Annotated in this window: 17 protein-coding genes; 1 reads left to right on the forward strand and 16 read right to left on the reverse strand. The window is 58.4% G+C overall.

Annotation, left to right across the window (positions count from 1 at the left end; translation table 11 throughout):
- Window positions 1-107 precede the first annotated feature (107 nt).
- The 16 genes from ABRP84_RS10695 to aspS form a co-directional block, all read right to left on the reverse strand.
- A complete protein-coding gene (locus ABRP84_RS10695; protein WP_349853736.1) occupies window positions 108-962 on the reverse strand; it encodes a PPK2 family polyphosphate kinase in 855 nt (284 codons plus the stop codon).
- 152 nt (window positions 963-1114) lie between these two features.
- Entirely contained in the window at window positions 1115-1741 is a 627-nt protein-coding gene (gene nusB / locus ABRP84_RS10700) for a transcription antitermination factor NusB (protein WP_502879811.1), read from the reverse strand.
- A gap of 9 nt (window positions 1742-1750) precedes the next feature.
- Window positions 1751-2314: an elongation factor P gene (efp, locus tag ABRP84_RS10705; RefSeq protein WP_005283196.1), complete on the reverse strand. Its 564-nt coding sequence runs from the start codon at window positions 2312-2314 to the stop codon at window positions 1751-1753.
- 140 nt (window positions 2315-2454) lie between these two features.
- On the reverse strand, window positions 2455-3561 hold the full coding sequence (locus tag ABRP84_RS10710) for a M24 family metallopeptidase (protein WP_349853738.1): 1107 nt from the start codon (window positions 3559-3561) through the stop codon (window positions 2455-2457).
- A 135-nt stretch (window positions 3562-3696) separates the two neighbouring features.
- Complete coding sequence (aroQ, locus tag ABRP84_RS10715; protein WP_023022530.1) at window positions 3697-4125, reverse strand: type II 3-dehydroquinate dehydratase; 429 nt, start codon at window positions 4123-4125, stop codon at window positions 3697-3699.
- A 2-nt stretch (window positions 4126-4127) separates the two neighbouring features.
- Complete coding sequence (gene aroB / locus ABRP84_RS10720; RefSeq protein ID WP_023022532.1) at window positions 4128-5198, reverse strand: 3-dehydroquinate synthase; 1071 nt, start codon at window positions 5196-5198, stop codon at window positions 4128-4130.
- 58 nt (window positions 5199-5256) lie between these two features.
- The gene (locus ABRP84_RS10725; protein ID WP_349853740.1) at window positions 5257-5796 is read right to left on the reverse strand and encodes a shikimate kinase; all 540 of its coding nucleotides are present in this window, start codon (window positions 5794-5796) and stop codon (window positions 5257-5259) included.
- Window positions 5797-7008 carry a chorismate synthase gene (gene aroC, locus ABRP84_RS10730; RefSeq protein WP_023022537.1) on the reverse strand — a complete coding sequence of 404 codons (1212 nt, stop codon included), beginning with the start codon at window positions 7006-7008 and terminating at the stop codon, window positions 5797-5799. It lies immediately after the preceding gene.
- A gap of 21 nt (window positions 7009-7029) precedes the next feature.
- The gene (locus tag ABRP84_RS10735; protein WP_349853742.1) at window positions 7030-7470 is read right to left on the reverse strand and encodes a prepilin peptidase; all 441 of its coding nucleotides are present in this window, start codon (window positions 7468-7470) and stop codon (window positions 7030-7032) included.
- A 71-nt stretch (window positions 7471-7541) separates the two neighbouring features.
- Window positions 7542-8360, reverse strand: a complete 819-nt coding sequence (locus ABRP84_RS10740; RefSeq protein WP_284796087.1) for a shikimate dehydrogenase — start codon at window positions 8358-8360, stop codon at window positions 7542-7544.
- A gap of 36 nt (window positions 8361-8396) precedes the next feature.
- A complete protein-coding gene (gene mltG, locus ABRP84_RS10745) occupies window positions 8397-9590 on the reverse strand; it encodes an endolytic transglycosylase MltG (RefSeq protein ID WP_349853762.1) in 1194 nt (397 codons plus the stop codon).
- Between the two features lie 37 nt (window positions 9591-9627).
- The gene (gene ruvX / locus ABRP84_RS10750) at window positions 9628-10179 is read right to left on the reverse strand and encodes a Holliday junction resolvase RuvX (protein ID WP_349853743.1); all 552 of its coding nucleotides are present in this window, start codon (window positions 10177-10179) and stop codon (window positions 9628-9630) included.
- Window positions 10180-10188: 9 nt separating this feature from the next.
- A complete protein-coding gene (gene alaS / locus ABRP84_RS10755; RefSeq protein ID WP_349853745.1) occupies window positions 10189-12873 on the reverse strand; it encodes an alanine--tRNA ligase in 2685 nt (894 codons plus the stop codon).
- A gap of 127 nt (window positions 12874-13000) precedes the next feature.
- On the reverse strand, window positions 13001-14386 hold the full coding sequence (locus ABRP84_RS10760; protein WP_349853747.1) for a replication-associated recombination protein A: 1386 nt from the start codon (window positions 14384-14386) through the stop codon (window positions 13001-13003).
- Window positions 14387-14417: 31 nt separating this feature from the next.
- A complete protein-coding gene (locus ABRP84_RS10765; RefSeq protein ID WP_349853748.1) occupies window positions 14418-15632 on the reverse strand; it encodes a phosphotransferase family protein in 1215 nt (404 codons plus the stop codon).
- A gap of 125 nt (window positions 15633-15757) precedes the next feature.
- Window positions 15758-17584: an aspartate--tRNA ligase gene (gene aspS, locus ABRP84_RS10770; protein ID WP_349853749.1), complete on the reverse strand. Its 1827-nt coding sequence runs from the start codon at window positions 17582-17584 to the stop codon at window positions 15758-15760.
- A 241-nt stretch (window positions 17585-17825) separates the two neighbouring features.
- Between aspS and ypfJ the strand changes: the two genes are divergently transcribed.
- Complete coding sequence (gene ypfJ / locus ABRP84_RS10775; RefSeq protein ID WP_349853751.1) at window positions 17826-18707, forward strand: KPN_02809 family neutral zinc metallopeptidase; 882 nt, start codon at window positions 17826-17828, stop codon at window positions 18705-18707.
- Window positions 18708-18716 lie beyond the last annotated feature (9 nt).

Genomic DNA, 18716 nt, shown 5'->3' on the forward strand with positions numbered 1-18716 from the left:
ACAAGCGCCCTGACACAAACCGGTAGTATCACACCAAAGTAACCATCATTGTTGCAACGACCCCTAGAATCCAAGCTTCCTTAGGGTCTCAGCGCCGCGGCTAGTGCCTAGTCCGCATCGAGGATGCGCTGCTTTTCTGCCTCCGGATCGAATTCGGGCGCGGGCCACGACAGGTTCAAGTGCCGCAGCGCATCGACAATGAGGTACTTCAAGGCCATGCGCGCGTACTTCTTATTGTCCGTGGGGATAACAAACCATGGTGCCCAAAGCTCATCCGTCCGGCGAATGGCATCCTCATAGGCGGCCATGTATTTATCCCAATAGCCGCGCTCTTCAAGGTCTGAAGGATCGTACTTCCAGTACTTATCCTCACGCTCGGTTCGCTCGATGAGGTTTTCCTTTTGGAACTCCGGTGAGATGTGCAAAAAGACCTTCAATATCTTTACCCGCTTTCCGGCGAGCTCTTGCTCATACTCACGAATCGCCTCAAAGCGGCGGTCGATTTCTTCCTCATCTACCCACTCGTGCACGCGTTGGATCAAGACGTCCTCGTAGTGGGAACGGTCAAAGGCCACTACCTGGCCGGGAACCGGATCGTGTTTGCGGATGCGCCACAGGAAATCGTGTTCCATTTCCTCTTCCGTGGGCTTACCAAAACCCACGGTCTTGGTACCCTGCGGATCAAAGACGGAAAAGACGTGACGAATCGCCCCGCCCTTGCCGGAGGTATCCATGCCTTGCAGGACCACTAAGAGCGAAGGTGCGTCATCGCTATGTGCCCTGCCATTAGCAAAAAGGCGCTCCTGCAAATCATAGAGCTCATCGTCATAGCGTTCGAAGCGGTTCTCTAGGTCGGACTTTGAGCCATCGAATCCTGGAGTCGCCGTGGGATCGACATCTGCAAGCCGAAAGGTTTTTCCGGCGCGCAGGTCTAGCGCATCTTTGATCTTAAATTTACCCATGACACACAGTGTACAAACGCCAGGGTGTGGAGCGGGTGGACCGGGCGAACCGGGGCTGGCTCCCGCGGCGTCTCGCATCGAGGGAGGCAGGAGTAGTACCCCGGCCGGTTCTTTGCCTCTATAACTAAGCAAGCCGGGGAACTAGAAATGAGCTAGGAGTTGTCCGCTTCCGTTTCCGCGCTCGGGGATGCTTCCCCTGACTCCTCTGGCGTTTCTGCGTGCGTCGAAGGCGCGGAGTCCTCTTGGGAATCCTCGGAATCCTCGGCTTCCGCGTCGTCGCTTTCTTCCTCTTGACCGACGTTATTCATCGGGCTTAACTCAGAACGAGATTGCGCGACGTCATCCAAGACCGCGTGGATATACGGTGCGGCTTGATCGTGGGAATACTGCGAGGCCAGCTCCACGCCTTCGACGACGGCCGTCGCGGTGGGAACGTCCGGATTAAATAGCAGCTCCCAGACCGAAAGGCGCAGGATCGCGCGGTCGACAGCGGGGATCCGGTGCAGCTCCCAGTTCTGGGAAAGGTACCTCGAAATCGTGTCATCGATAGCGTCTAGCTCTTCTGCTACGCCTTGGACGATGACCTTGGTGTAGTCCGCAATCGGCGCTACAGCGTGGCGATCCTCGCGCGCCAAGGCAACGCGATCCTCAACGATGGCGACGGGATCAACGTCTCGGTTCTCCGCTTCATAGAGGATATCCGCTGCGCGCCGCCGCGCCCGATAGCGCGCGGTATGCCGTTTATAGTTGATATCCCGCTTAGCAGTGTTATCAGACAAGATAAAGCCCTAGTTGTTGACGCGGGACAGGTACTCGCCGGTGCGGGTATCGATCTTTAGTACATTGCCGATTTCAATGAACAGCGGAACTTGGATCTCGGCGCCAGTCTCCAGCGTGGCGGGCTTGGTGCCGCCGGAGGAACGGTCACCCTGCAGACCTGGTTCGGTGTGCTCTACCTTGAGGTCAACGGAGATAGGAAGCTCCGCGAACAATGCCTCATCTTCGTAGAAGGACACCTGCACACGCATGTTCTCCAGCAGGAAACGGGCAGCATCGCCAAACTTCTCCGGCGAGAGCTCGAACTGCTCGAAAGTCTTTTCATCCATGACGACATAGCTGGTGCCATCGTTGTACAGGTAGGTCATGTCGCGACGGTCCACCGTAGCGGTTTCTACCTTGACGCCCGAGTTCCAGGTCTTGTCCACGGTTTTTCCGGAAACAACGTCCTTAAGCTTGGTGCGCACGAACGCTGGGCCCTTGCCCGGCTTCACATGCTGAAACTCGGTGATCTGCATCAGCTTGTTGTCAATCTTGAGAACGAGTCCGTTCTTGAAATCAGTAGTATCAGCCATTGCGGTTAAACTCCCGAATATTGTGGTTGAAAGGTTGAAAGCAAAGTATAAGCCTACCGGATAGCCCGCACCCGCCGGGCTACCGGTACCCCCTAAAATCTTCTCCCCCTAGGAGGGAGAGGGCACGGGACCAAGCCTACCTATACCGGCAGCTCCGTAAAGTCCTTGGAAGCGGCGGTAATGATCTTTGGGGCTCCATCGGTGATGATGAGCGTATCTTCGATGCGCACGCCGCCCTTGCCCGGCACATACACGCCCGGCTCAATGGTCAGGGTCATTCCCGGGGCCAGCTCTCCCTTACCGGTCGTGGCGGCAAAGGGGGCCTCGTGCACGTCCAAGCCCACGCCGTGTCCGGTGGAGTGCACGAAGTAGTCGCCATATCCGGCGTCGGCGATGATGGTACGGCAGGCAGCATCGACATCGGAAAGCGAAGCGCCCGCTACCGCAGCCTCGACACCAGCCTGCTGGGCGCGCAGCACCACATCGTAGATTTCCTTGGCAAAGTCGTTTGCCGTGCCCACGACGTAGGTGCGGGTGCAGTCAGAGTTAAATCCGCGCAGGTGGGCACCAAAATCGATGGTGACCAAGTCCCCATCTTCTATCACGCGATCGTCCGCGCCGTGGTGCGGCATTGCGGAGTTAGGGCCAGAGGCCACGATGGTATCGAAGCTCACTCGCTCCGATCCCAGGATGCGCATGCGAAATTCCAGGTCAGCGGCAACTTCGCGCTCCGTGCGGCCCGCCCGCAGCGAGCCTGCGGCAAGGAGGTCCTCCAATGCCTGGTTAGCAATCGCTGCGATCTCCTCCAGCTTTTCCAGTTCTACAGGATCCTTCGTGATGCGGATATCTTCGATGATTCCGGAAATGGGTACCAAGGTGACCCCATCCGGTGCAGAATCCTTCAGATCTTCCAATTCCGATACGGACATGTAGTCAGCTTCAAAACCGACGCGAACCGGCGACTGAGCATCATCGAACTGCTGCAATAGCACCTTACCTACAGCGCGGCCCTCTACAGCTTCTAGATCCGGAACTTCTTGGGCAATCTGGGTGGTATAGCGGCCATCGGTAGCCATGAGCGCGGAGAGATCCTTGCGCAGCAAAAGCCCACCGTTGGAGCCGGAGAATCCGGACAAGTAGCGGACGTGGATTAAGTGGGTTACCAATACCGCGTCAATGCGCTGACCAGCTAATTCGGCGGCTAGCTTCCGGCGGCGATCGCTGAAACGGGTATCTGCAAGTGCCATAAAATCATCCTTTGCGGGGATCGTATTGAAGTGTAAGAATTTATTCTTCCACTATATCCATTTCCGCGGCGACGATGGCCAGGTTCAGTACCTACTTACCGCTTGCGGCCGAAAGGGCGCGTTTCGGGTCGGCGATTATTGGCACAGATAGTCTACTGCGGCGCAGTATCCAAAGACCCCTAGGCCGGCGATGACGCCGCGGGCAATGGGGCTTAGATAAGAATGATGGCGGAATTCTTCGCGAGCATGCACGTTGGAGATATGCACTTCCACGAACCCGGCGCCATCGGCAATCTCTGCCAAGGCATCGCGCAAAGCAACGGAGGTATGCGTCAGACCACCTGGGTTAATGATGACCGCACTACCAGCATCGGCGGCCGCGTGGACCTTCTCGATGAGCTCGCCTTCAAAATTAGACTGGAAAAACTCGATGTCTGCCCCGTGCTTCACCGCACGATCAGACACGAGCTTTTCAACATCGCTCAGCGTCGTGGAACCATAGACGTCCGGTTGGCGTTTTCCCAACCTATTTAAGTTCGGACCATTGAGAACAACGATTTTCATATCTACTCCGTGATGGCGGCATACGCCGCTTCTAATTCTTCGCGCGAAGGACCCTCTATCCGCGTCGTCGCACCGATTCCGGTCAGAGCCACGAAGCGTATCTTCCCATCGCGATTTTTCTTATCATGGGTCATCGCCTCATATAATTCCGCGAATTTGCCAGGCTGATACGTCGTAGGCAGGCCGATATTGCGCAAGATGCTGCGGTGCAAATCCACCAGTTCTGCATCTATCAGGTCCCGGCGATGGGAAAGATGGGCAATAAACATCATTCCTACGGCTACCGCATTGCCGTGGCGCCACACATACTTTTCTTGCCTTTCTACCGCGTGGCCAAAGGTATGCCCATAATTGAGGGTCTCGCGCAGCCCGGCTTCCTTGAGATCTTCTCCCACCACCGCAGCTTTCACCGCGATGGAACGCTCAATCAATTCGGGCAGGACACCGCGTGGGTCAAGGCAAGCATCTGGATTTTCCACGTAGCGCTCTACAATGAGCGGATCATGAATGAACCCAGTCTTAATGATCTCAGCGGAACCAGCCACGATCTCCGCCTGTGGCAGCGTGTCTAGGCGTTCCAGATCGACGAATACAGAATCCGGCTCGTGGAAGGCTCCGACGAGATTCTTCCCAGCCTTAGTATTGATTCCAGTTTTCCCGCCCACTGCGGCATCCACCATGGCAAGCAGGGTCGTAGGAACCTGAATCACTTTAATTCCGCGCATCCATCCGGCAGCGACAAACCCTGCCATGTCGGTGGTGGCCCCGCCGCCTAAACCGATGACAATATCGCTGCGGCTAAAGCCGGCCTCACCAAGGCGATCCCACACGCCTCCCACTACGCTAAGCTGCTTGGCCGCCTCAGCGTCCGGTACCTCGCACAAGACGGGGATGACGCCCTGTGCTTCTACGGCTGCCGCAAGTTCTTCTGCGGCGGTGCGCAGGGCGGGCTGGAAGATGATCGCTGCCTTATCGGCGCCCGTGTCCGCGCAGCGCCGTGCGATATCTTCGCTGAGGCCTGCCCCAATGCGGACCTCATAGGGACTCGGTCCGTTAACGGCGATGGTGGGCATGAGGTTGTCCTTTCTACGGAGCGATAGCCTGCAGGATCGCGCGGGGTTAATTACCCGCCTAGAGGGTTTCTAAAAAGCCCAGGATATCGCCCACGACCTGCTGCGGGGAGCGAGTATCCGTGCGCACGCGGAAATCAGCGACTTCCAGGTAGAAGGGCCTGCGCGTTTCCACGATAGAACGATAGTGTTCAACCGGATTATCCGCCGCTAATACCGGACGGTTGCGATCACCGGCCGTGCGGCGCGCGCCTTCTTCTGCGGAAATATCGAGGAATACGACGGTGTGGCGCTCCAAAAGCTCACGCGTGGAGGCCGTCATCACCGCGCCCCCACCAAGGCTTATTACCCCACCCTTCTGCAGGGCTGCAGTGACATGTTCGGCCTCAAGCTCGCGAAACGCTGGTTCGCCTTTCTCACTAAAGACCTCACCGCAGAGTTTTCCCTCGGCCATTTCAATCAGGTGATCCGAGTCCACCAGATCGCAATTCAGCGCATGCGAAAGCCGGCGGCCAATCGTGGATTTTCCCGCACCTGGCGGGCCAATCAAAACGACGCAAGGATGTGGCTGTCCCGTTACATCGGTTGGGGTTGTCATCATTTACTCCTGGTTAAAGGCGAGACGCTGCGATACGTATTCTTCATATGCAGCAATGGCGCGGGTGGTTTCGCTCAAGCTATCCCCGCCAAATTTATCTAAAACTGCCCGCGCTAGCACGAGTGAGACCATGGCTTCAGCCACCACTCCTGCGGCCGGCACGGCGCAGACATCTGAACGCTGGTGAATTGCGGTTGCATCCGCACCTGTTTCCATGTCAATCGTGTGCAAGGCGCGCGGCACCGTGGAAATCGGTTTCATGGCGGCCCGGACACGCAATTGCTGTCCATTAGTCATGCCGCCTTCCAAGCCCCCGGCCCGGTTGCTTAGCCTTGTGATACCATCTTCGGTGCGGACCATCTCATCGTGGGCTTCGGAGCCGCGTCGACGCGCTTCTTCGAAGCCATCGCCGATTTCTACGCCCTTGATGGCCTGAATGCCCATCAAAGCCCCGGCAAGCTGTGCATCCAAGCGGTCATCGCCGGAGATATGTGAGCCCAGGCCAATCGGTAGGCCATCGACTATCACCTCGACGATGCCGCCTAAGGTATCGCCCTGTTTTTTTGCGGCTTCAATCTCTGAAATCATCGCGGATTCGGCGTCCTTGTCAAAGGCGCGCACCGGAGAATTATCAATGTCCTCGATATCCACAAAGCTCGGGGAAGCACCCGCATAGGGCTGCGATCCGCCAATGGAAATCACGTGGGAGAAAACCTCAACGCCCACAGTTTCCCGCAGGAAGTTGCGCGCTACAGTCGCAGCGGCAACACGTGCGGCGGTTTCCCGGGCAGAAGAGCGCTCCAAGATGGGGCGGGCCTCGCTGTGGTTATACTTCACCATGCCCGCGAAATCGGCGTGGCCTGGGCGCGGGCGCTGCAAGGGTGCACCCCGGCCCGAATTCATCGCCTTGGCTACGTCCTCATCCTCCATATCGATGGGATCTGCGGACATGACGGTGGTCCATTTCGGCCATTCAGTATTGCCAATCATGATGGCAATGGGGCTACCAATGGTCAGCCCATGGCGGACGCCGCCGAGCAGCGTTACCTCATCGGCTTCGAACTTCATGCGCGCACCGCGGCCGTACCCTAGGCGGCGCCGTGCAAGCTGATGGGAAATATCAGCACGGGTAATGGGCACTCCGGCCGGCATGTGCTCCAACATGGAGATCAGTGCCTGGCCGTGGGATTCACCAGCGGTAGTCCAACGAAGCATGCGGGTATTATCGCACGGCACCTATCCACAAGGAGCAACTAGGCACCCCAATATATTCGCCTCCCCCTCAAAGAGGGTATGTAAGACCATGACCAGCCCAGCGGATACCACCATCGAGGGACCGTGAGGCACGCTGCCCTTGACGCGCCCTACACCGCTTGCCAGCAAGGTGATTACGGCGGCGCCGCCACAGGCGATGAGAACGGCCAATGGTCCTGCCACAGCGCCAACGAGCATTCCTAGCGGCAAGGCCAATTTAATATCTCCCCCGCCGATGCCAGCACCCCGCAGCGCGACCAGGAGATATAGCACCGGCCACAATAGACCGCCCCAATTGACAAAAGTGACAGATAGAATCCCGGCAGGGATCGTCAGCACATCAGGCAACCGTCGCTCGCGGATGTCCCACCAGAACAACGCGCACGCCCACAGGCCATAAACTATTCCCCCGAAAATCCCCATGACATAAGGCTAAGCGCCGCCCTGCCACTCTTCATGGCATGGCGGCGCACATGGGCGTATTCCCAGAAAGATTAGAGATTGCGAAGGCGAAGCTCTTCTTGCAGTGCCGCAACCATCTCTTCGCGCGGTGCGGTAAGACCGGTAAATTGCTCGAATTGACTAAATGCTTGATGTGCCAGCATGACGTGCCCACCCACGGTGAAATAGCCATTCGCAGCGGCGCAGGCGGCGAGCGTCGTGGGCCACGGATGATAAATCACATCGAGTACTGGGGCGTGGGCAAGCTGGAAGCGATAATCCTCTAACGCTGCCGAAGGAACGGTAGAAATAATCAAATCCGCGGAGCGAGAAAGATCCTCGAGATCATCGTCAAAAGTAGCGTACTGCAGATTGAGTCCCAGCCGGTCCGCCAAAGGCTGGAGCTCTGCTTGGCGGTTCGAGCGGTTCAAGATGGTTACCTGGTCGATTCCGCGTTCTGCTAAAGCCCACAGCGCCGGACGGGAGGTTCCACCCGCGCCAATGATAAGGGCCTGAGACACGGGCCGGAGCCCGATGAGTTCTTGCAGCGCGCCGCGCACGCCCTCAGTATCTGTGTTGTCCGCGCGCCAACCGTGCTGGGTGCGAACCAAGGTATTGGCCGAGCCAATGAGCTGTGCCCGCTCGCTTTGTTCTTCCGCAACCTCGAGCGCGGCGAATTTACCGGGCATGGTCACGGAAAAGCCGCGGTACTCGGGACCACAATCTTCCAAAAATGGGGCGAGGGTATCGTCCGTAACCTCAAAGCGGGTATAGGACCAGTCCTTAAGCCCGACTGCGCCATACCCTGCGTTGTGCAGGATAGGCGATAAGGAGTGAGCGATGGGACTACCGAGTACTGCGGCGCGCGGCATGGGTTCGTCTCTACCTTTCTGACTGCGGCCTACGGCCTATTCAGCCGGTTGATCCGAGGCGGCATCGCCGTTGCCGGCGCCTGCTCCTTCGCCCTCGCGCTGCGAGTCGAGGACGCCGGAGCGGATGGCATCATCCACGCGGTCCAGGTGCTCATCGTAGGTATCAGAGAACACGGTGGTGCCGTCCTTATCCACGGTGACGAAGAACTTCCAGTTACCATCGGCAGGTTCTTCCATGGCGCGGATTGCCTCATCAGAAGGCGAGGAAATCGGCGTATCCGGCAGGCCTTCCTTGGCGTAGGTATTCCACGGCGTCTTCTCACCACGCGCCTCATCGGTGGTGGCAAGCTCAACGTCTTCCAGCCCGTAGTTCACGGTGGAGTCGAACTCCAGGCGCATCGGCTCGTCCAAGCGGTTCAGGATGACGCGGGCGACCTTGTCGAATTCGCCGGCGGGCGCCTCACGCTCCACCAAAGAGGCAGAGGTCAAAAGCTCGTACGGCGACAAACCGATGGCCTTAGCGCGATTTTCGATATCGGTTTCCTCATAGCGCTTGGCAGAGCGGGTAATAAGGTCCTTCAAGATATCCTTGGCGCTCATATTCGGGTCCAAGACATACTGACCAGGGGCAATTAGGCCCTCAATACGCTTCGGGTCATTGCCGCGCTTCTTGATAGCGTCCAGTGCCCAATCGGGTGCTCCGAGTTCCTTAGGATCGGTTTCCGCCGCCGCCTTTTCCAGCTCTTCCTTCTCCAGGCAGTTGCCGTCATCGCAGCTAACCTGAGAAATCAAGGAGTAGATGCCGAAGCGCACGTCGCCGCCAACGACCTTCACATCTTCCAGGGTTGCACCGCCTTGGACCTCAAGCATGTCCACACGATTATTTTCATCGAGCAATGCCTCAACCGCATTCGCCGCACTCATTTCTTCCTGCAGGCGGTAGAAGCCAGGCTGAATCTGGCTGGCACTGTGGTTCATCGAGGACGCCGAGTCAAATGCCTCTTGGGTTTTGACCACATTCTTTTCCACAAGCGTGGGTCCCAGCTCGGACATGGTGGACCCTTCGGGGACCTCCACCAATTGCGTGGTGCCGTTACCGGCCCCTTCGTAGTCGGCCGAAGAAGTGCTGATACGTACTCCGATGTAGATCAGAGCTCCTAAAATGACGATGACGGATGCGACCACCACGGCGATGCCGCGCTGGCGCCGCTTGACGTACTTATCATCCATCGATCGCCCGAGGCGTTGTTGGTTACGGCTCACGTGTTTAGTCTCCTGAGTTTGAAGGCTGGGCTACTGCATCATCCGAGCGGAGCGCGTTAGCACGCCCATCCAGCCAGGACTGTAGTATTTCCACCGCTGCAGCTTGGTCAATGATTTTTCTGCCCTTCTTTTCGGACACGCCGGACGCGCGCAGCGCGGTGGTTGCCGCTACCGTCGTCAAACGTTCATCAGCCAAGCGTACTGGTGGTGGAACTTTATCTATATTTTCATCTTGATTCAAGCGGCGTCGAATCCGAAACGCAATTTCTTTCGCGTGTTTTACACTTTTTGAGCCATTTCCCTGTAAATCACGCGGCAAACCAACAATGACTTCTACCGCGGAATATGCCCCAATAAGCTCCAGAATACGATCAATGTCTTCTTGATCGCGGTCTTTGAAACCGGTCTTCCTGGGAACGGTTTCCACAGGAGTAGCGAGGGTGGCCTCGCGGTTGGATACCGCGACGCCAATTCGCACTGTGCCTACGTCGAGTGCTAACCGGCGGCCTTCGCCTGGGTCATTGACACCCGGGGAATCTGGTTCAACTTTTGCCACAATAAGTCCTTAGCGCGACTGCAAAAGATCCTTGACGGCTTCGAAGCCCCGCTGTGCACCTTCCGGCGCGGTGCCGGACCCCTGCGCCATGTCCGGCTTGCCGCCGCCGCGACCATTGACGTATTCGCCGAGGCGCTTGACGATGTCCCCAGCTTTCACTCCCTGGTCCACCGCCTTGCCCGTAGCGGCGGCAATGAACGGGAACTTACCCTTATCCACTGCACCGAGCACGATGACAGCGGCTGTGTCCTTCATGCGGTTGCGGATATCGGTGGCCACGGTGCGCAGGTCGCCGCCCGAGGTGCCATCGGGAAGCTGCAGCGTAATTGTCTTGATCCCATTGACCTCGGTAGCCGAGTCAATGATTTCAGAGGCGCGCGCGGTCAACTGTGCCTTGCGCAGGCCCTCAATTTCCTTCTCTGCGGCCTTGAGTCGCTCCGAAAGCTGCGAAATGCGCTCTGGGAGTTCCTCAGACTGCACCTTCAACTCACGGGAAACACCTTCTACCAGCGCGGTTTCCTTGGAGTAGTATCGGAAGGCATCCATGCCGGAGTAAGCCTCAATGCGGCGGGCACCGGAGCCTACCGAGGACTCACCAAGCACGGAAACGGGGCCGATTTCTGCCGAGGAACCTACGTGGGTGCCGCCGCAGAGCTCGATGGAAAATGGTCCGCCGATTTCCACCACGCGCACCTGGTTGCCGTAGTTTTCACCGAACAGGGCCATAGCGCCCATTGCCTTGGCCTCTTCCAGCGAGGTCTCGATGGTGTTGACGGCCATATTGGAATCGATCGCCTGGTTGGTAATCAGGGCGATTTCTTCCATTTGCTCCTGGCTCAACTGCTCGGTGTAGTTGAAGTCGAAGCGCAGGTAGCCCGGGCGGTTAAGCGAGCCTGCCTGCACCGCCGTGGGCCCCAGCACCTGTCGCAGGGCTGCGTGAATGAGGTGGGTGGCCGAGTGCGCCTGGGTTGCACCGTGGCGCCACTTCTCATCGACGGAAGCCTCGACGGACATGCCGAGGTCTAGTCCGCCGGCGGTAACGGAAGCCTTGTGTACCCACAGCTTCTTGCCAATCTTCTGGACGTCATTGACCTCCAAGAGCGATTCGCCCGCAGAAATGCGGCCGCGGTCAGCCATCTGTCCGCCGGACTCAGCGTAGAGCGGCGAGTGGTCCAAAATGACCTCAACCTCATCGCCCTCGTGCACCTCGTTGACCTTCTGGCCGTCTTTGACCAGACCGATGACGTTTGCACCCGAGACCAGTTCCTCATAACCAGTGAATACGGTGGGGTTATTATCCACCCAGTCGCGGTACAAGGAAAGGTCAGTGTGGCCGTGCTTCTTAGCCTGGTTATCGGCCTTGGCGCGGCGGCGCTGCTCGCCCATGGCGGCGTTAAAGCCTTCCATGTCCACGTCAAGGCCGGCTTCCTGCGCCATTTCCAGGGTGAGGTCGATGGGGAAACCGTAGGTATCGTGCAGCTCAAAGGCCTTATCACCGGAGAGCACCTTTTGGGTCTTCGCGCGGTGGGTGGAGCGCAGGTCATCCACGGCTTCATCGAAAAGCTTGGTGCCAGACTCCAGCGTCTTCAAAAACGCCTTTTCCTCATTGATGGCCACGCGGAGGATGCGCTCGCGGTTATCCGCAATCTCAGGATACGACGGGGTCATGGTGTCCATGACCGTATTCATGAAGCGCTCCATGGTGGCGTCCTCGGCTCCGAGCAGCTTTGCTGAGCGAATGATGCGGCGCAACAGGCGGCGCAGGATATAGCCCCTGCCCTCATTACCTGGCGTAACGCCATCCAAGATGAGCATCATGCCGGTGCGCGAGTGGTCAGCCACCACGCGGAAGCGAATATTATCCTGGTGCGTTGCCTTCTCGCCGTAGGTGGCGCCGGTCAGCTCCTCGGCAACGTCAATAACTGGCCGCAACAGGTCGGTCTCGTAGACGTTGTCTACTCCCTGCAACAGGCAGGCGACGCGCTCGATACCCAAACCGGTATCGATGTTTTTCTTCGGCAGCTCTCCGACGATCTCAAAATCGCCTTTTCCGGTCCCCTCGCCGCGCTCATTTTGCATGAACACGAGGTTCCAGATCTCCATGTAGCGGTTATCGTCTGCGATCGGGCCGCCGTCTTTGCCGTATTCGGGCCCGCGATCGTAATAAATTTCCGAGCAAGGACCACACGGACCCGGCACGCCCATGGACCAGTAGTTATCTTCCATGCCAAGGCGCTGGATGCGCTCTTCTGGCACGCCGATCTTATCGCGCCAGATTTCCGCTGCCTCATCGTCATCGAGGTACACGGTGACCCACAGGCGCTCTGGGTCAAGGCCAAACCCGCCGTCTGCTACATCTTTGGTCAGCAGGTTCCATGCATTGGAAATGGCGCCTTCCTTGAAGTACTGGCCAAAGGAGAAGTTACCCGCCATTTGGAAGAAGGTGTTGTGGCGGGTGGTAATGCCCACCTCCTCAATATCCAAGGTGCGCACACACTTTTGGATAGAGGTGGCAAGGCCTTGGGAAAATGGTGGGGTCTGCTGGCCCAAGAAATAGGGCTTGAAGGGCACCATGCCCGCGTTAACGAAAAGCAGGTTAGGGTCATCCAGGATCAAAGAGGCGCTGGGGACAACCTCGTGACCAGAATTGACGAAGTGCTGGGTAAACCGTTCCCGGATCTCATGAGTCTTCACGAGCAATAATCCTAACTGTCTAAGCTTTTATCTTCCATCAAGAAGCTTTCTAACCCACCCAACTTTACCTACTGGTTGGCAGGTCTTGCCCATCGGTGGGGCCAAAACCAGCCAAGCCGGCTTGCACTTATCGTCGCTTCCCGCGAAGTATCCTGCGCAAACGGCCAATATAGTCAAAGATTCGCTTCTCAGCGCCGTGCTCGGTGGGCTCGTAATATACTGTGCCCTCGAGCTCATCGGGCAAGTATTGTTGCTCCACTACCCCGCGCGGATCATCGTGAGGATAGGAATACCCCGTCGCATTGCCCAGCCGCTTGGCACCCTCATAGTGACCATCGCGCAGGTGCGGCGGCACGTGGCCGACTTTGCCGGCGGCGACATCGGCCTGCGCCTTAGTGATGGCAGCGATAACGGACGGTGATTTCGGCGCCGTTGCAAGGTGAATCGTGGCCTGCGCCAGTGGAATGCGTGCTTCCGGCAAGCCGATCAGTTGCGCCGCCTCTGCGGCAGCAACGGCGACTTGCAAGGCGGTGGGATCTGCCATGCCAATATCTTCTGAGGCATGAACCATCAGGCGGCGGGCAATAAACCGGGGATCCTCGCCGGCCTCGACCATGCGCGCTAAATAGTGCAGCGCGGCATCGACATCGGAGCCTCGGATGGACTTGATGAAGGCGGAGGTCACGTCGTAGTGCTGATCGCCGTCGCGGTCATAGCGCACCACCGCCCGATTCACGTTATCCGTAATCGTGGTCGCAGTGATCTCGCCGCCATCATCAACTGCTTCCGCGGCCGCTTCGAGGTAGGTCAGGCTGCGCCGGGCGTCACCGCCAGAGAGCACGACGAGCTGACTTAACGCCTCATCAGTAATGGTTAAGTCGCGCTCCCCTAGTCCCCGGTCGCTTTCTAACGCGCGGCGCGCTACGCCCTTGAGGTCCTCTTCGCTCAGCGAGTGCAGTTGCAGTAGAAGCGAGCGGGAAAGCAACGGCGAGACGACCGAGAAGGATGGGTTTTCGGTCGTCGCAGCGACGAGCAGCACCGTCCGGTTTTCCACCGCTGCCAGCAAGGCGTCCTGCTGGGTTTTGGAGAAGCGGTGAACCTCATCGATAAAAAGCACTGTCCTGCGGCCGTGGATGAGTTCCTGCCGGGCATGGGTAATGACTTCGCGCACCTGCTTCACCCCTGAATCGAGGGCGGAGAGACCAACAAAGTTTTGGCCCATCTGGCTCGCGATGAGCGAGGCAATCGTCGTCTTGCCGGTCCCAGGGGGACCATACAAAATGACCGAGGCTTCGCCGGAGCCTTCGACTAGGCGGCGCAGCGGCTTGCCCGGGGCAAGAAGGTGGTCTTGCCCCACAACCTCTTCTAGGGTTTGTGGGCGCATGCGGGCGGCCAAGGGCGAGCCGGAGTGCGTGGCAAAGAGATTGGCCGTGGGAAAAGACGATGACGAGCCATCGCCTCCCATAGTGCCGCCGGCATTGGGAGAGGCGCCGAAGAGAGAATCCTGGCTCATGTGGTTTTAGCTCCCCAGAAAGGTGTAGTGATTAGTCGTCGTGGACGCAGCGGGCAACGATGGTGCCAAATTCCGCGATTGCCGTACATGGTGCGGTTCCGCACTGGGCGGCGTAGCGCGCGAGCGCGTCGAAGGTTTCATAGAGGTCTTGGCGCACCAAAAGTTCGTCCTCATTAAAAGGCCCGCTTTCCGGCGAGCGCAGGATCGAACGCTTTGGGTCATGGACAATCTCCGCGTCGCCGCTAGCAAGGGCAACCAATCCCTCAATTCCCCCGGCGTGCATCGTGGTCACGCTCGACAAGGCCCAGCCGATGAGGGAAGCGACGATAAGCCCGTGCAGTTCGTCTTCATCGGCAAAGCGCGGCCACACCTCAGATACCTCACGCGACCATGCTGCGAGGAATGTATCTGCTTCCTTATCCGTAATGGGCTTAGAAAACAGGAACTGCGGGAAGCCCGCGATAACGCAGGCGACGTCAAAGCCCACGTTCCGGAAGCCGGCCCATTCATAGTCCAAGAAGTGCAGGCGCTTGGAAACGATGATGTTATCCGGCGATAGATCGAAGGGAGTAAAGGCCCTATCCTTGCCTGAGGCGAGGGATTCAGCGGCTTGATCGGCCAAGCTTCGGAAACTATCCGGGGCTTTGAGTCCCGCCTCATCAAGCAGGTTGAGCCCAATGCCGATGGAGCGATACAAGGATTGATCGCGCACGGATTGGTGGTCCGCATATTCCGGGTTATGCCGCAAGGTGCGGTTGAGTAGGGTCTCGAAATCCTGCTCATGATCTGCGGTTCCTACGTGAATATGCCCCAATGCCGTGCCCAAAGAGCGCAGGATCCGAATGCGATCCTCATCGGAGGATTCTAAAAGCACATCCGCGAGCGTTTCGGCCTCGCCCAAATCCGTCAACACGATGATGCGCCGGTCTAAATCGTGTGCGAGCAGCACGGGTCCAGGGCGCACGTCTTCAGCTAAGGCGGTGGTGAATTGGTAGGCCACGACCTCCCGCAGCATCGCTGCGTCATCAACGCCGTAGCCGGTTACTGGATTGTATTTGATAACCACAGAGCGATGCGGCAAAAAGGCGCTAGGGGCAACCTTCGCGCGCAGAACTAAGGCATTGCCGGACCCGCCTAAATCCTCAACGTCCGACATTTCTGGCGTGCCACCAAAGCGGCGCGACAACATTTCCGATGCGGCACTAATGACCTCATCGGTCGAAAGCAATGTCTGTGTATCAACCATAGTTCTATCCAGTATGCCCTCCACCACAAAGCGGGGCTACACCCTTGCCGCACAAATTTCCGCTGCGGCGAAGGCGCACGCCCCGCTTAACCTGAAAATGGTGTCGTGATAGCGAGCCTAAGGAACTAGTTCTCCTGCCCCTTGTTCGCGGCCTTTTCCTCTTCGCCGCTTCCCTTCTTCTCCGGCTTGAAGTCCACGCCGGTTTCCTTGCGCTGTGCGGCAGGGATGGGCGCGGGGGCATCGGTTAGCGGATCCACGCCGCCACCGGACTTCGGGAAGGCAATAACGTCGCGGATGGAGTCAAAGCCGCCCAAAAGGGAAACGATGCGGTCCCAGCCAAAGGCGATGCCGCCGTGTGGAGGTGCGCCGTAAGAGAAGGCGTCAAGCAAGAAGCCGAACTTCTCCTGCGCTTCCTCATCGCCGATGCCCATCACCTCGAAGACGCGCTTTTGGACGTCTTCTTGGTGGATACGGATGGAACCGCCGCCGATCTCGTTGCCGTTGCACACGATGTCGTAGGCGTACGCCGTGGCCTCGCCCGGGTTCTCATCGAAGGAATCGATCCACTCCGGCTTCGGCGAGGTGAAGGCGTGGTGAACCGCGGTCCACTTGGAGTGGCCCAAGGCCACGTCGCCGGAAGCGGTGGCATCGGCAGAAGGCTCGAAAAGCGGGGCATCAACGACCCAGGTAAAGGCCCAGTCGCCATCCTTGATGAGGTCGAGCTTCTTGGCGATTTCACCGCGGGCCGCCCCCAGCAGCGCGCGGGAAGACTTGGTATCTCCGGCAGCGAAGAAGATGGCGTCACCGGGCTTTGCACCAACGTGCTCGGCGATGCCCTCGCGCTCTGCGTCGGTGATGTTCTTGGCCACTGGCCCACCCAGGGTGCCGTCTTCTGCGACGGTAATATAGGCAAGGCCCTTGGCACCGCGCTGCTTGGCCCAGTCCTGCCATGCATCGAACTGGCGGCGCGGCTGCGATGCACCGCCGTCCATGACTACGGCACCGACGTATTCGTTCTGGAATACGCGGAAGGTGGTGTCCTTGAAGAACTCCGTGCACTCGACAATCTTGATGTCGAAACGCAGGTCCGGCTTATCGGAGCCGTAGTACTTCATAGCATCGGCATAGGTCATGCGCGGGATTGGGGTTTTAATGTCGTAGCCGATGAGCTTCCACAGCTCTTTGACAATCTCTTCACCAAGCGCGATGACATCGTCTTGATCCACGAAGGACATCTCTACGTCCAGTTGGGTAAATTCCGGCTGGCGGTCTGCGCGGAAGTCCTCATCGCGGTAGCACCGTGCAATCTGGTAGTAGCGCTCCATGCCGGCCACCATCAGCAACTGCTTGAATAGCTGCGGCGACTGCGGCAGCGCGTACCAAGAACCCGGCTTCAGACGGGCAGGGACCAAAAAGTCGCGCGCGCCCTCTGGGGTGGAGCGGGTCAAGGTAGGGGTTTCGATTTCGGCGAAGTCGTGCTTATCCAGCACGTTACGGGCCGCGCGGTTGGCAGCGGAGCGCAGGCGCAATGCCTTTGCCTGGCGCTCGCGGCGCAGATCCAAGTAGCGGTACTTCAGGCGGGTCTCCTCGCCTACCTCGCCAGAGGCAGAGGGATCATCGATCTGGAAGGGCAGCGCTGCGGATTTGTTGAGCACCTCCAGGTCGGTCACGTTGACCTCGATGTCTCCAGAAGGCAGGTTCGGGTTTTCGGAGCCTTCTGGGCGCGGCTCCACCACGCCGGTTACCTTGACGCAGTATTCCGAACGCAGGTCGTGGGCGCGCTCTGCCACATCGGATTCACGGAAGACTACCTGGGCAATGCCGGAACGATCGCGCAGGTCAATGAAGATGACGCCGCCGTGGTCACGGCGACGAGAGACCCAACCGGTTAGGGTTACGGTCTCTTCTGCCAGTTCTTTGCGGAGCTCACCGGCCAAATGGGTACGCAGCACTATAATTCAATCCCTTCTGAAATGGAGTTACTTGCGGGTCCAGCCACGCGTAAACAGCGCGCGCCCAACCAAGCACAAGACTAGGAACTTGGCCAATTCTACATCCCACCGCCACTTTCGCCCCTATTAAGCCCACTTAAGCCACCGCGCAGGCAAGCAGCCCCGGCACCGCTAACCCCGCCGGGAATAAATGGCCTCGCTGCGCACTGCCGCGGCCGAAAAGGTGTGGCACTATCTAGACATGACCTTTAAATCTGTTGCCGATTTCGATGGCCAGCGCGCAACCTCCGGCGGTGGCGGTGGCCTCGCCATAGGCGGCGGCATTGGTTCCGTCGTGCTTGTAGGGCTCTACCTCTTATTGGGAGGAAACCCCTCAGATATTGGCGCCCTCCTGGGCAATGAACAGTCACAATCCGGCACCCAGTCTGGCGCCGATGATTCTGCCTTCGATCACTGTCAAACGGCAGAAGACGGCAATAAATACGACGACTGCCGAGTCATGTTTACCGCCATGAGCGTGGACAATGTGTGGACCGCCGAGCTGCCCGAGCAAGCCGGCATCGAATACACCAACCCTGGCCGGGTTATTTTCAATGGCTCCACCAATTCCGGTTGCGGCACTGCGTCTTCAGCCACTGGCCCGTTTTATTGCCCCGCCGACCAATCGGCGTATTTTGACACCACGTTTTTCGATTCGCTGAGCAACTATGGTGCACACAATGCCCCGTTCGCGCAGATGTACATCGTCGCCCACGAGTTTGGCCACCACATTCAGCAACTCGAGGGCACGCTGCAGCTTTCTGACTATAACGACCCCGGCGCGGATTCAAACGCGGTAAAGATCGAGCTCCAGGCAGATTGCTACGCGGGGATTTGGGCCTCTCACGCGGATAAGGGCGAGGATGCTCTGCTTGAGCCGATTTCCCAACAGCAAGTTGCGGATGCGGTCACCGCGGCGCAGGCTGTGGGTGACGATAATATTCAGCGCCGTTCCACCGGACAGGTTCAGCCCGATGCGTGGACGCACGGGTCTTCTGAGCAACGCCAGCAGGCTTTCCTTGCTGGTTATAATTCTGGCCGGATGGCTGAGTGCGACACCTTGGGGCGCGGGGTCTATAGCTAACTCCCGGCC

It is taken from the genome of Corynebacterium sp. KPL2861, from assembly GCF_040225475.1.
Classification (GTDB): Bacteria; Actinomycetota; Actinomycetes; order Mycobacteriales; family Mycobacteriaceae; genus Corynebacterium.